This is a genomic window from Pseudomonas sp. BF-B-15 (genome assembly GCF_019946675.1).
Classification (GTDB): domain Bacteria; phylum Pseudomonadota; class Gammaproteobacteria; order Pseudomonadales; family Pseudomonadaceae; genus Aquipseudomonas; species Aquipseudomonas migulae.
Genome location: NZ_JAGYFZ010000015.1, coordinates 38,957 through 52,193, shown reverse-complemented (window position 1 = coordinate 52,193; position 13,237 = coordinate 38,957). Strand labels below are relative to the sequence as shown.

Below are 13,237 nucleotides of genomic sequence, written 5' to 3'. Positions count from 1 at the left end.
CTCCCTTCTCTCTGATCAGGACAGCATGTGATCGGCGGGTTTCAGTGCCCGGGTCAATCGGTGGTAGCTGAAACTGAACCCCGGAAACATGGCGATTACATGACCGCTCTTGCTTTGATACCAACTGTGGCAGCCTCCTGACTTCCATACAGTGCGTTCCATCTCCCGGTGGATCATTTCAGTGTAGGTACGTTCTGCCTCGGGGCGTACTTCGATGCTGCGCAAACCCTGTTCTTTTAACGTGCGAATGCAGTCGAGGATGTAATTCATCTGCGATTCGATGATGAACAGCGCCGACGTGTGGCCGATGCCGGTGTTGGGACCGGTGACGATAAACAGGTTGGGGAAGTCCGGCAGGCTGGTGCCGAGGTAGGCGCGAGGGTAGGTCGCCCAGAAATCCCTGAGTTGCTTGCCGTTTTTTCCGCTGACCGGGTAGGAAATGACCCCGTCAGTGGCGTCGTAACCGGTGGACCAGACGATCAGGTCCACGTCGATGTGCTGCCCGTCCTGCATGACAATGCCGGTTTCGTCGATGGCGGCAATGCCTTGCTCGCGGCTGTGCAAGGTCACGTTGTCGCGGCCGAGTGCCGGGTACAGGGTGCTTGAAACAATGACCCGCTTGCAGCCGATGGCGTAGTCCGGGGTCAGTTTTCGTCTGAGTTCAGGGTCGGGCACTTGTCGTTTGAGGAAGCGCAGGGCGTGTTGCTGGACCATGCGGATGGCCGGTTTCGAATATTTGAAGGCAATCACCCGGGTTTCGAATTGCCAGTAGATCATCCAGCGCAGCAGCTTGTAGGCGGGTTTGAGGCCGAGCAGCCAGCGCTGGAAAGGCCCAAAAGTGCGGTCGCCCCGTGGCAGCACCCAGTGCGGTGTGCGCTGGAATACATGCAAATGCGCGACGTCCGGAGCAATCGCCGGAATCACCTGGGCCGCGCTGGCGCCACTGCCAACGATGGCGACGCGTTTATGCCGATAGTCGTAGGCGTGATCCCAATGGTTGGTATGAAAAGTCTTGCCCTGAAAGCGCTCCTGGCCCTCGAAGCGTGGGACGACGGGCTGACTCAGCGGCCCTGTGGCGTTGATCAGGAACTGCGCGTAGAACGTGCCTTTGCTCGCGGTGTGCACCGCCCAGCGTTTGGCGTCGTCGTGCCATTCGATGCGTTCGACGTTCGCCTCCAGTTCCACCCTGTCGCGCAGGCCGAATTGCTCCACCACGTGCTGCGTGTAGCGGTGCAATTCGGCTTGTTCGGCGAACATTTGCGTCCAGCGATAGGGCGCAAAGGACAGCGAATACAGCGGCGAGGGCACATCGACGGCGGCGCCGGGGTAAGTGTTCTGGCACCAGGTGCCGCCGAAGAAGTCCCGACGTTCCAACAGACGAAAATCATCGATGCCGGCCTTGAGCAAATTGATCGCCGCACACTGGCCGCCGAAACCGCTGCCGATGATCAACACTTGGAAAGTCTGCATGGGCCTCCTTTTTTCTCGTTATTTGTCTCTTCAGGTATAGCCAAACATTCGGGGCTCGCCTCCTGTCTATACCGCGGTATTCAGACTGCTGGCCGGTGATGGCTATTTGACGTTGCCCTGTTAGACTTCGAGCACACCCGCTACCCCAGGTGTGATCAGGTTCCGTTCAGCGGTACAGAGGCCTTATGGGAAAAACGGGAGGAAAAGGACTTTCACTGGCCAGGAGGCTCTATGCATCGCGAAGCCTGGGGCTAGCCGCGGGACTGGTGTGTGTGGCCGCCGCGATGTACCCGCTTGATCCGCCATTGTGGGTCTGGGCGATGATGCTCTTCAACGGAATCTTCTGGCCACACGTGGCCTACCAATGGGCGCGTCGGGCGAAGGTTCCCTACCACGCCGAACACCGTAACCTGCTGGTCGACGCCTTTCTCGGCGGCTTCTGGGTCGCCGCCATGCAATTCAATCCGCTGCCCAGCGCAACCACCATTGCCATGATGGCGATGAACAATGTGGCCATTGGCGGTTTGCGATTCCTGCTGGTGGGCACGGTTGCGCAACTTCTGGGCGTTTGCGTCGGATACTTTCTGTTTGCGCCAGCCTTCATTCCTGAAACCAGTCAACTGCAGCTGTACGCCTGTTTACCTTTGCTGTGTCTGTATCCGTTGGCGCTGGGCTGGATCTGCTTTCGCCAGGCCACCACGCTTGGCCGGCAAAAGCGCGAATTGCTCGCCCTGAGTCGCACCGATAGCCTCACCGGCCTGCTCAACCATGGTGCCTGGAAGGACCAGTTGGAAGTCGAATTCCAGCGCTGTAAACGCCAGAATCGGGGTGGGGCTATTGCGTTGATCGACGTCGATCACTTCAAAGCCATCAACGACACCTACGGGCATGTCGCCGGCGATATCGTCTTGCGGCAGTTGAGCAAGGTGCTCAAACAGAACCTTCGGGCGACTGACGTGGCCGGCCGCTACGGCGGTGACGAGTTCTGTGTGATTCTCCCGGACCTTGCGCTCGGCAGCGCCGCGGCGGCCATGGATGCCCTGCGGGATCGTTTCGCGACCCTCAGTTACGAACAGAGCCCGGCGCTGAAAGTCAGCCTGAGCATCGGCCTTGCGGCTTTCACCCAGGCGCACACAGATGCGACGCTCTGGCTCAACGACGCCGATCAGGCGCTCTACCAGGCCAAGACCACCGGCCGCAATCGGGTCATCTGTAGCGGCGAGGGCGAACCTCGTCACGAACTGTTCGACCCGGTCTGAAAGCCTGCACAAATCCCCATGTGGGAGCGGGCTTCGGTCGGTAGAAACCGGGGACATCCTTTACGTTTTAAACCGCTGCCTTCGCCGAACCGCACAAACGAGTTCTCGCCGATTCTCAATCTGACTATTCCAGACCCAGCAGCGACAACGTCTGTTCGTAGAACGCTGTTTCCTGCGTTGCAATGCCGGGATAGGTCGGCAGGTAGTCCTCGTCGAAACACCAGGCCTGGGCGGAGGTTGTTGACGGCTGAGCATGAATGATCAGGCTTAGTGAGGAAGACATGCACTGGGGCGGCAGTTGTCGATGTACTTCGTAATAAGGTTGCATGTGCAGTACTTCGTTCTGGGCAAGTTTAAGTGTTGTTTCGTTGCCTAAGGGAGGTCGGGTACCCACACGCAATGGCGTCTGATCAAGTATTTTGCGTATAACGGTGGTGTAGCCGTCGCCGCTGTAGCCCACCGCATAAATCTCAAAATCGTGGGTGTGGTTCAAGTTGTAGATGAACGTTTCGCTCTCATCCTTGCTCGTCACTGGAGCCCAGAAACCCAGGCGGACGGTGTAGGCATCCGAATAGTGCAGCACGAAGGCGTAGGCGTTATACAAACTGTTTTTGGTGTTGTAACCGTCGCGTTGGAGGGTGTTGTAGAGATGCTCGCTCAGTAATGTTTTGTTGGTAGCGAGTTCGCGCAGGTCGGCAATGATTTGTGGTTTGTCACGATCCGGATCGTACCCTTCTATGCGCTCGATAAAAGTCTTCAGGTTCATGCGACTTCATCCCGGTGCTGGTCAAGCAAACGGTTCAGATGAGTATTTTGTAGCTTCCGCAATTGCGGCACGTATCTCCGAGCGTTACAGGGATCAGCGCCATATATGAGCTGGAACGCCTTCCACGCAACTGCGGGGTGATAGTGATAAATCAACTCTTCAGCCACTTTGCTAGAATCTGGGTCTTGTACGGCCTCAAGCAGTTCCAGACTGACCAGATAATGTGCGGCACTTTTGTCGTGGGGGAACCAGGCACATTTGCGTAATGACCTGCGTTCGAAAACACGGATATCGGCACTCTTATCCGGAAAGTTAAGGCTGCCGATAAACGCTGGGTGCCCGTTCCCTGTTGGATTGCTGTCAAACAGAACTTTTGTGCCGTCGATGAGCAGGGGGTTATCCGCGTCGACCGTGACTTGTGGTCCGAGTATCAGGTAGTCATCCGCCACTTCGTAAAGTTGAACGCGATACGACTGCGCATTGATTGCGAACAGAATGCTGTTACCCGGCACCGTATAGAGTTGCGGTGAAACAGGGGCATTGTCAGGTGCCTTCAAGCTGATATTGCCACTTGCGTTATAGTACAAAGTCAACGTTCCGGTATGGATGTTGGTTGAGCTCAAGATTGCTGCTCCCCTGGACAGTTCGGGGTCGTCAGCAGTTTTCTGATGCAATAAAGCGGCTAAGTGTTTTACTTCGGTGGTCAGATCCAGTGTCTTGAGAGTGTTAATAATTTGTTCTGGATGAAGGTCTGATCTGATAAGGGTCTTGATCATAGGCGTATCCATTGACTCAAAGTGTGTGAGTGAATGTGGGCGTATAGCCGCCATCAGCGATCGGGCGTGCAGTACAGGTTTTTGCTGGAAAAAAATGTGTGTATTGAGACTTTGGTGGTTAGACGTTGAAACTTGATTTAGTAGGGGTGCCTGGCGTTGCAAACTACGAAAGCCAAGCACTTGGTCGGACGTGTTGGTAGTGTTACTTAATAGATTGCGGTGCTTCAGTCAGTTGCCAGTAACGTTTGATTTCGTGGATATTGCCCACGTTGAGGCGAGGTGTATATCCGGACATGCAAGACAGTGCAGTAAGTTTATGTGTCGATGTGTTGATGATGTTGGTTTGAGCGTGAAATAGCGGGGTGCTACACCAGTTGTTGGTTGTTGTTTTCATGGTGGTCTCGCAAAATAATAATGGGTTGGTTTTGTTGTCGTAGTGACGTAAAGATAGTTGCACTGCTGGTGATGCAGGGCAAGGCTGTAGCTGTAAATGAATGTGAGTGGTTGTGTGTAAGTGTTGTGATGGAACTGACTTAAGAGGGTTTTATAGTTGGGTGTAGTGAGGGGGATTTATAATAAGTTGATGCCTGGCGTCACCTTGATGACGACGCCAGACTCGACTGAATGTCACTCTTTAACACTCATAAACTCTTCTGCCCAACGGATGTATTCCTCAGGCTGCGTATAGGTATGCGTCAGTTCCGTAGCGCTCAAGTCCGAGGTCTGAGTGAGGATCTGCCGCTGCTCGCGCAGGCTGTCGTAAGTCGCCTTGATCGCCGCAAAGTAAGCGCCATGACCGTCGATGGTGACCCGCACGCCCAACTCCGCCAGACGTTTGTCGTCGCGCAGCAGCGGGTTGCCGTAGGTGACCAGCATCAGTGGCACGCTCAGGTGTTCGGCGATCTGTTCGAGGTGGTCGAAGTCGCGCACGCCCACCATGCAAATCCCGTCCGCACCGGCCTTCTGGTACTGCTGGGTGCGGCTGATGATTTCCTGCACCGGCAGGATGCCCGCGTGGGTGCGGGCGATGATGGCCATTTCCGAGTCGACCCGGGCTTCCAGCGCTGCGCGGATCTTGCCGACACCTTCGGCGACGCCGATCAGGTCGGTGGACTTGCGGCCGAATTGCGCCGGCAGCAGGGTGTCTTCGATGGTCAGGGCGGCGATGCCGGCACGTTCGAGCTCGACGATGGTGCGCATCACGTTAAGGGCGTTGCCGTAGCCATGGTCGGCGTCGGCGATTACCGGCAATTGGGCGACACGGCCGATGCGAGTGGCCTGCTCGGCGAATTCACTCAGGGTGATCAGGGCGAAGTCGGGTGCACCCAGCACCTGTAGCGACGCGACGGAACCACCCAGGATCCCCACTTCGAAACCCAGGTCTGCGGCAATGCGTGCCGACATCGGGTCGAAAACCGACGCGGTGTGATAGCAGGTTTTGGAAGCGAACAGTTCACGGAAGTTACGGCGCAAATCTTGATGTGAAAGCCTGGACATATGAGTTCCACCAATGGAATGGAAGGGCTTGAGCAAAAGTGTCAACGCCGAAAAAACAAAAGGCTATCACGCTAAGGGGGGAAGAATGATGACGAATTTGCAGAGCGGGCCTGATCGAAACCGCCATTGAGCGGCGTGAGGTCGCTTCAAGCCGCCGCAGCCTGCTGCTGTTGATTGAGCAGCAGCACCGCGCGTACCGAGTTGCCGGGTTGCAGTTGCAAGCGTTTGGCGGTGAGCCGGTCGACGATCAGGCTGTTGCCGACCCGCCTGGCGGGGGCGGCGGTGATGCGGCAGTTTTCCAGTCGGCGGTTGTGGATCAGCCAGACCGGCGCCTGGTCGTCTGGCGTGCCGATGACCAGCGATAGCGCCTGGCTGTCGCGCACTGTGCGGATTTTCGACAGCGGTGCTTCGATGACCGGGCCGGCGTCGAAGATGTCGATGTAACCCTTGTGTGTGAAACCTTCGGCGGTAAGGATTTTCAATGCCGGTTCGGTGTTCGGGTGAGCCTTGCCGATCACGGCCTGGGCCTGTTCAGTGAGCAGGCAGGTATACAGCGGTTGGCGTGGCATCAGTTCGGCAATGAACGATTTGCTGCCCAGCCCCGACAAGTGATCGGCATGGTTGAAGTCCATCTTGAAGAAGTGCCGGCCCAGGCTGTCCCAGAATGGCGAGCAGCCTTGCTCGTCGGCGCTGCCACGCAGTTCGGCGATGAGCTTCTCGCCGAACAGGTGCGCAAACTCGGCAGCAAACAGCAAGCGCGCCAACGACAACAATCGACCATTGCTGCCGTGGCGTTGATCGTGACGCAGGAACAGGGAGCAAATCTCCGATTGCCCGGTCATTTCGTTGTTCAGGAACAGTGTCGGGATTTGCCGCCGGATGCCCAGATCCGGTGACGCACTGACTGTCAGCCCCACCCGATAGTTGTACCAGGGCTCACGCAGGCCAACGGCCCCCGTCAGGGCGCTGACACCCACCACTTGCTGATCGTCGTCTTCGAGCACGAACAGGTAGTCGGCATCGGCGCGTTCAACCTGTTCCGCGAAAGTCCGTTGCGCCCAGCGCACCCGGTGCGCCAGGCGGTCCTCGCTGGCGGGCAGGGTGGTAAAGCCGGGGCCGGCCTGCCGGACCAGCGCCAACAGGGCGGGCAGGTCGGTGATCTGGACCGGACGGACAATCATGATGCAGCTCCTTCTACGCGCAGGCTCGAGCGCTGTCGTTGGGCACTGGACGCGAGGATGCTCACAGCGCGATCACCCGGATCGGGCTGCCGTCGGTGACATTCAGTGCCTCGCACATCTCGGCGCTGAGGACCACGGGTTGCCCGGCGGTGTAGTCCAGATCGGCGACGATGGCGCGATAGTTACGCAGTGAATCGTTGCTCACCAGGTAGCGTCCGCGGGCATCGATGGTCGAGCCCGGTGTGGCGGTGCCATTCTGGCTTTGCGCGATAGTGCGGATGTTGGCGAGCCGTGCATACAGGGTCGGGCCGCCGTCGAACAGGTCGATGTAGCTGTTGGTCTCGAACCCCTCGCGCTCAAGGATATCGAAGGCCTCCTGGCCATCGGGGTGAATACGGCCGATGCAGTCCCGCGCGGCCTGGGGCAGCATCGGCACGTAGATCGGATATTGCGGCATCAGTTCGGCAAGAAATGTCCGGCTCTCCAGCCCGCAAAGGCGCTCGGCCTCGGTGTAGGGCAGGTCGAAGAAGTGTTTGCCCAGCGCATCCCAGAACGGCGACCGTCCTTCTTCATCGCTGAAGCCGACGATTTCGGTGATGACCGCTTCGGCAAAGCGCGGCAGGTGCGCGGCGATGAACATCAGGCGCGCCCGTGACAGCAATTCCGAGGACGGTGTGCGCACCAGTGCCGCATCGATGTGAAACCCGCGCAGCAAGGTGTGGCCACTGAGGTCGTGGCACAACGACAACGCCGGCACGCCGTGCTCGATGTTCAGTTCTCGCGAGGCGCTGGTGAAATGCCGGTTGCGCAGGCTGTAGAAGGGTTCGCCGAAACCGGCAGTGGCGAGGATTTCCGAACAGCCCGCGAGGCGCCGGGTGGTCAGGTCCTCCAGCACGAAGAAGTAGTTTTCCGGGCCATGCTGTTGCACGTTTTTATCGAACGAGGCGCAGGAGTCGAGAATCCGCTCGCGCAAGCGTTCGGTGTCGTCCGGCAGGGACGTCACGCCGACCAGGCTTTCTTGCGCCAGTCGCTGCAACTGGGGCAGGTCGGTTAACTCCACTGGGCGTAAGACCAGCATGGATGCACTCCTGTATCAAAGGGTTCGGCGGTTGGCACGAACCTGACTATCACTGTCGGTTTCCACGCATTGAATCGGCGGTCGCTTGATGCTGTTTGCCAGGCGCCACTCTTTTTCTTATCCAGTCAGTCGCTGCTTGCCGCAGGCAGCGTCATGCTGACACTGTCGGTCGGGTTCTGGGTGCGGGGGCGGTGGTGCATGTTGCTGGAAGCGGGCATCCGGGCTCCTGCTGGATGAGGGTGTTGTTTAGATTAGCCGTTACGGCAGTATTTATGGAACGATCGCCCCATGTCTAGTGAATTTTTGCTCGGCCATTTCTGGCCCTAAAATGGGGCGAAATGCCCGTATGTCGGGGGCTACACCAAAGTCGCTCAGCCTTGTAGGTCCTCGCTTACAGGGGTGTCGGAGATAGCGGTTTTTTAAGGGCGACAAGCGTTGGCAAGGGGTAAAACGAAACGCCCCCAATCGTGTTTCTTACGGCACAATTGCGTGATTGTTGGCGGCGTGACGCTGTTTTTCTTTCCTTTTACCGAGTGATCCTTCGTGCAGGCGACCCGTTTGACCCTGATGTGCCACGCTCGAACCGTCGCACAGAAATTGGCGCGTTTTCCTACGGATGAGCCGGTGGAGATGGATTGGCAATTGGCAAGAGGTTCGTTGGGTTCCCGACTCAAGAAGGCATCGCGCCTGTTCTGCGGTCCGGAATTGCGGACCCGGCAAACCGCCGGGTTGTTCGCCGATGACGTGGAGATTGTCGAGGCGCTGAGGGATTGTGATTTTGGGCGCTGGAATGGCTTGCGGATCGACGACCTGCAGCGTTCCGAACCCGAGACCTTGCAGGCCTGGCTCGATGATCCGCGTTCGGCGCCTCACGGTGGCGAGTCGGTAGCGCAACTCGGCGAGCGGGTGGCCGCCTGGCTGAAAACCCTGGAGGCAACACCGGGGCACAGCGTTGCCATCACCCACCCTTTTGTCATTCGCGCCGCGCTGACCCATGTGCTGCAAAGTCCCGCGTTCAATCTGATCGATGTCGAACCGCTGTCAGCCATCGAATTGCGCTTCAATGGTCGCTGGCGCTTACGTGTGTTGGGCACAGACCTTGAGGGAGCCTGTTGATGAAAAAACTGATGGTCATCGGCATCGGTGCCGGCAACCCCGACTACATCACGATGCAGGCCGTGAAGGCTCTGAACCTCGTCGATGTGTTTTTCCTCATGGACAAGGGCCAGAGCAAAGACAAACTGATCGACCTGCGCCGTGAGATTTGCCAGCGCTACATCACTGATCACACCTACCGTTTCGTTGAAGCCCACAGCCCGGAGCGCGAGCGCGGAGAGGTGGACTACAAGGCCAGTGTGGAAGACCTGAACCTTGCCAAGCAGCTGACCTTCGAACGGCTGATCAATGAGGAAATGTCCGACGGCCAGTGTGGCGGATTTCTGGTGTGGGGCGACCCGGCGTTGTACGACAGCACCATTCGGATCTTGCAGGCGATTCTGGCGTCCGGCCGCTGCGTCTTCGAGTTCGACGTGATCCCCGGTATCACCAGCGTTCAGGCATTGGCAGCCCAGCATAAAGTGCCGCTGAACCGGATTGGGCGCTCATTCGAAATCACGACGGGCCGCCGGCTGGCGGCAGGGCAGGTGAGCGATGCCGACAGCCTGGTGGTGATGCTCGACGCGGAAGATTCCTACCATCAGGTGGCGGATCAGGAGACAGAGATTTACTGGGGGGCTTACCTGGGGACACCGGATGAAATCCTCATCAGCGGCAAGCTCAAGGACGTGGCGGACGAGATCGAGCGAGTGCGCAAGGCGGCGCGGCTGGCTAATGGGTGGATTATGGATACGTACCTTTTGCGTAAGCCATGAAACCGCCTTCGCGGGCAAGCCTCGCTCCTACAAAGATCACGTATACCTTGTAGGAGCGAGGCTTGCCCGCGAAGGGGCCCTCAAACACACCTCAAATCTTCGCTTCAATCTCCCGCCCAAACCGCTCCCGATACACCGACGGCGGCACGCCGACCACGTTGCGAAACGCCACCCGGAAACTTTCCACCGAGCGATAACCACACTGCTCGGCGATCTGGTCGGTGTTTCTGCTCGTGCTCTCCAGCAATTCACGGGCCCGCGCCAGGCGTTCATGCTGCAACCACGCTTTGGGCGGCATGCCTGTGGCTTCGGTAAAACGACGCAGGAATGTCCGCTCACTCATGGCCGCCTCGCTGGCCAGGTCGCGGACCTCCAGCGGTTCATGCAAACGCTCCCGAACCCACTGCATCACGCGGGAAAGATCGCTGCGCGGCGTAGGACTGACCGGCGTCGGAATGAACTGCGCCTGTCCGCCGGTGCGTTGCGGCGACATCACCAGCCGTCGTGCCACCGAGTTGGCCACCTGGGTGCCGAAATCCCGTGCCACCAGATGCAGGCACGCATCGATACCAGCAGCACTGCCCGCCGAAGTGATCAGTTGGCCCGAGTCGACGTAGAGCACGTCAGGGTCCACCAGGATGTTCGGGAAACGCGCCGCCAGTTCCGAGGTGTAGCGCCAATGCGTGGTGGCACCATGACCGTCGAGCAAACCGGTCGCTGCCAGGACGAACACGCCCGAGCAGATCGACAGCAACCGTGCGCCCCGCGCATGGGCCTGGCGCAGGGCGGTGATCAACGCTTCAGGCACCGCAGCGTTGCGATCACGCCAACCGGGAATGATGATGGTTCGGGCGTCGCCGAGCAGTTCCATGCCGCCATCGGCCAGCACCTGAATGCCGCCCATGGCGCGCATCGGGCCTTGATCCACGGCGACGATCCGGTGTTCGTACCATGGGAAATCGAACTCTGGGCGCGCCAGGCTGAAAATCTCCACGGCGATGCCGAATTCGAAGGTGCAGAGGCCGTCGAAGGCCAGAATCGCGACTAATCCAGGGTTGGGTTGCATTTGGCGGAAAATTCCCGGTAGGTGTCTTGTGCGCCACTTTAGCCGCAAGCGTGCGGCGGATAAAGTCTTCTCACACCCACCCAAACGTTGGAGTACCGCTCATGACCAGCCTGGTCCGCAACATTCCCGCCGCCCCATCGGCCATTGCCCTGATGCATTTCAGCAACCGTCTGACCTTCGAGACCGATTGTTCCGACGTCCACGGCAGCCAGCAGGCAGGTGAAGTGGATTTTGTGCTAATGGACGTTCGCGGTCCGCTGGCGTTCGAGCGTGGTCATGTGCCGGGCGCGATCAATTTTCCGGGACGACTGCTGACTGCTGAAGGGTTGGCAACCTGGGCGAAATCCACGCTGTTCGTGGTGTATTGCGCCGGGCCGCATTGCAATGGTGCCAACAAGGCCGCGGTGAAACTGGCGGCTCTGGGCTATCCGGTCAAGGAAATGATCGGCGGAGTGACCGGGTGGCTGGATGAAGGGTTTGAGTTGAGCACTGAGGTGCAACGGCCAGCTGCCATCGGCTGCGAATGCTGAAAACGCAGTTCCAACATGAAACGCATTCCCTTGTAGGAGCTGGCTTGCCAGCGATGGCGGCCTCAGGATCGACGTAAGTTTCCAGAGCTTTCGCCAGCAAGCTGGCTCCTACAAGTTTGGGGTGTTCTTGCGATCTTTGGCTAATGCCCACCACTCATCCAGCGTCACCTGCAACCATTCAAAAACGGCGGCATGGGCGGCGCTGTCCGGTGCTCCCCGTGGCAGCGGCGATTCATCGGCAAAGTGCGCATTGAGCGTTGCCACCGATTCGGCATTCCACTCCGGATGAAACTGCAAACCCACCCGAGCAGGCCCTGCGCGATACATCTGCTGCTCGCACTGATCGCTGCTGGCCAATAGCTGCGCGCCGGGCGGCAAGTCGATGGCGTCTTCGTGCCATTCCAGCACCTTCAATACCCGGCCATCGGCAAAGCGCACTGGCGTCCAGCCGGTTTCGGTCCGATCCATTCGCCGCACATTTCCGCCCAGACTCAGCGCCAACAACTGCGCCCCCAGACAAATCGCAAACACCGCCGCGCCCTGTTCCAGGCTGCGCGCCAGCCACTGGCGTTCAGCCTCCAGCCATGCGGGGCCGGTGTTGGACTCATAGGGCCCGCCCAATAAAACCGCCGGTTCCGCGCTGACTGGCGGCAATTGACCGAGGTCGGCGCGGTAGACGTTCAGCAACAATCCCCGGGAGGCAGCCCAGTCGGCAATTGCACCCGGTCCTTCGGCGGGGTGGTGCTGGATCAGGTTCAAGGTGCGAATCTCATCGTTCATTCAGCTCGCCTTTTCTATAAGTATTTGTCGCATATGCACAATTTACGCGCTTGAAGCCGCTCTAGACTGCCCGCCACTTCGGTTTTCTCCAACAAAAAAGCGCTGACCGAACGCTACCAATCGAACGCTGCCAATAAAAGCCTCCGCCCACAGGAGTTATAAATGAAGAAGCTAGTGATGTTCGGTGCCCTGGCACTGTCGATGTTGTCCCTGACCGCTGTGGCCGATGACGCCAAGCCGATCCGCATCGGTATCGAAGCCGGTTACCCGCCATTCTCGATGAAAACCCCTGACGGCAAACTCACCGGTTTCGACGTCGATATCGGCGACGCGCTGTGTGAGCAGGCGAAACTGAAATGTACTTGGGTCGAGCAAGAGTTCGACGGCCTGATCCCGGCCCTGAAGGTCAAGAAAATCGACGCGATCCTGTCGTCCATGACCATCACCGACGACCGCAAGAAAAACGTCGATTTCACCATCAAGTACTACCACACCCCGGCGCGCTTCGTGATGAAGGAAGGCACCGACGTCAAAGATCCGCTGACCGAGCTCAAGGGCAAGAAAGTCGGTGTACTGCGCGCCAGTACTCACGACCGCTTCGCCACTGAAGTGCTGCAACCGGCCGGTATTGTCCTGGTGCGTTACGGCTCGCAGCAGGAAGCCAACCTGGACATGGTCTCCGGTCGCCTCGACGCGATGCTGGCCGACTCGGTCAACCTCGACGACGGTTTCCTGAAAACCGACGCGGGCAAGGGCTTCGCTTTTGTGGGTCCAACCTACGAAGACGCCAAGTACTTCGGCGGCGGCGCCGGCATCGCTGTGCGCAAGGGTGATAAAGAGCTGGCGGACAAATTCAACACCGCCATCACTGAAATCCGTGCCAACGGCAAGTACAAGCAAGTGCAGGACAAGTACTTCAATTTTGATGTTTACGGCGAGTAATCCAGCCGTATAAGAAAGTGG

At 58.6% G+C, this 13,237-nt stretch carries 13 protein-coding genes; 5 read left to right on the top strand and 8 right to left on the bottom strand.

The genetic code is table 11. From position 1 onward, the window contains the following. Positions 1-15: 15 nt before the first annotated feature. A complete protein-coding gene (locus KGA97_RS07425; protein WP_223480493.1) occupies positions 16-1,470 on the bottom strand; it encodes a flavin-containing monooxygenase in 1,455 nt (484 codons plus the stop codon). Between the two features lie 185 nt (positions 1,471-1,655). On the opposite strand from KGA97_RS07425, the gene KGA97_RS07420 reads away from it, so the two are divergent. Beyond that, positions 1,656-2,729, top strand: coding sequence for a diguanylate cyclase (locus KGA97_RS07420; RefSeq protein WP_008026745.1), 1,074 nt, complete (start codon positions 1,656-1,658; stop codon positions 2,727-2,729). A 124-nt stretch (positions 2,730-2,853) separates the two neighbouring features. On the opposite strand, the gene KGA97_RS07415 is transcribed toward KGA97_RS07420, so the two are convergent. The 5 genes from KGA97_RS07415 to KGA97_RS07395 form a co-directional block, all read right to left on the bottom strand. Beyond that, positions 2,854-3,495 carry a transposase gene (locus tag KGA97_RS07415; protein WP_223480492.1) on the bottom strand — a complete coding sequence of 214 codons (642 nt, stop codon included), beginning with the start codon at positions 3,493-3,495 and terminating at the stop codon, positions 2,854-2,856. Beyond that, positions 3,492-4,271 carry a hypothetical protein gene (locus KGA97_RS07410; protein ID WP_223480491.1) on the bottom strand — a complete coding sequence of 260 codons (780 nt, stop codon included), beginning with the start codon at positions 4,269-4,271 and terminating at the stop codon, positions 3,492-3,494. Before KGA97_RS07410 ends, KGA97_RS07415 begins: the two co-directional genes overlap by 4 nt. Positions 4,272-4,898: 627 nt before the next feature. Beyond that, complete coding sequence (locus tag KGA97_RS07405; protein WP_008026744.1) at positions 4,899-5,768, bottom strand: oxaloacetate decarboxylase; 870 nt, start codon at positions 5,766-5,768, stop codon at positions 4,899-4,901. A 146-nt stretch (positions 5,769-5,914) separates the two neighbouring features. Then, a complete protein-coding gene (astA, locus tag KGA97_RS07400; RefSeq protein WP_223480490.1) occupies positions 5,915-6,949 on the bottom strand; it encodes an arginine N-succinyltransferase in 1,035 nt (344 codons plus the stop codon). 61 nt (positions 6,950-7,010) lie between these two features. After that, a complete protein-coding gene (locus KGA97_RS07395; RefSeq protein WP_223449695.1) occupies positions 7,011-8,027 on the bottom strand; it encodes an arginine N-succinyltransferase in 1,017 nt (338 codons plus the stop codon). Between the two features lie 543 nt (positions 8,028-8,570). Between KGA97_RS07395 and KGA97_RS07390 the strand changes: the two genes are divergently transcribed. Then, positions 8,571-9,143, top strand: a complete 573-nt coding sequence (locus KGA97_RS07390) for a histidine phosphatase family protein (RefSeq protein ID WP_223434988.1) — start codon at positions 8,571-8,573, stop codon at positions 9,141-9,143. After that, on the top strand, positions 9,143-9,898 hold the full coding sequence (gene cobF, locus KGA97_RS07385) for a precorrin-6A synthase (deacetylating) (protein ID WP_008044931.1): 756 nt from the start codon (positions 9,143-9,145) through the stop codon (positions 9,896-9,898). The genes KGA97_RS07390 and cobF overlap by 1 nt, the downstream gene beginning before the upstream one ends. A gap of 91 nt (positions 9,899-9,989) precedes the next feature. Here cobF and ftrA read toward each other — a convergent pair whose 3' ends face one another. Further along, on the bottom strand, positions 9,990-10,964 hold the full coding sequence (gene ftrA / locus KGA97_RS07380; RefSeq protein WP_223480489.1) for a transcriptional regulator FtrA: 975 nt from the start codon (positions 10,962-10,964) through the stop codon (positions 9,990-9,992). Between the two features lie 101 nt (positions 10,965-11,065). On the opposite strand from ftrA, the gene KGA97_RS07375 reads away from it, so the two are divergent. Further along, on the top strand, positions 11,066-11,494 hold the full coding sequence (locus KGA97_RS07375) for a rhodanese-like domain-containing protein (RefSeq protein WP_223480488.1): 429 nt from the start codon (positions 11,066-11,068) through the stop codon (positions 11,492-11,494). Positions 11,495-11,602: 108 nt separating this feature from the next. Here KGA97_RS07375 and KGA97_RS07370 read toward each other — a convergent pair whose 3' ends face one another. Continuing rightward, on the bottom strand, positions 11,603-12,262 hold the full coding sequence (locus KGA97_RS07370) for a type 1 glutamine amidotransferase (protein WP_223480513.1): 660 nt from the start codon (positions 12,260-12,262) through the stop codon (positions 11,603-11,605). 174 nt (positions 12,263-12,436) lie between these two features. Here KGA97_RS07370 and KGA97_RS07365 point away from each other — a divergent pair, with 174 nt between their 5' ends. Beyond that, the gene (locus KGA97_RS07365; RefSeq protein ID WP_008026734.1) at positions 12,437-13,216 is read left to right on the top strand and encodes an ABC transporter substrate-binding protein; all 780 of its coding nucleotides are present in this window, start codon (positions 12,437-12,439) and stop codon (positions 13,214-13,216) included. Positions 13,217-13,237: the final 21 nt, after the last annotated feature.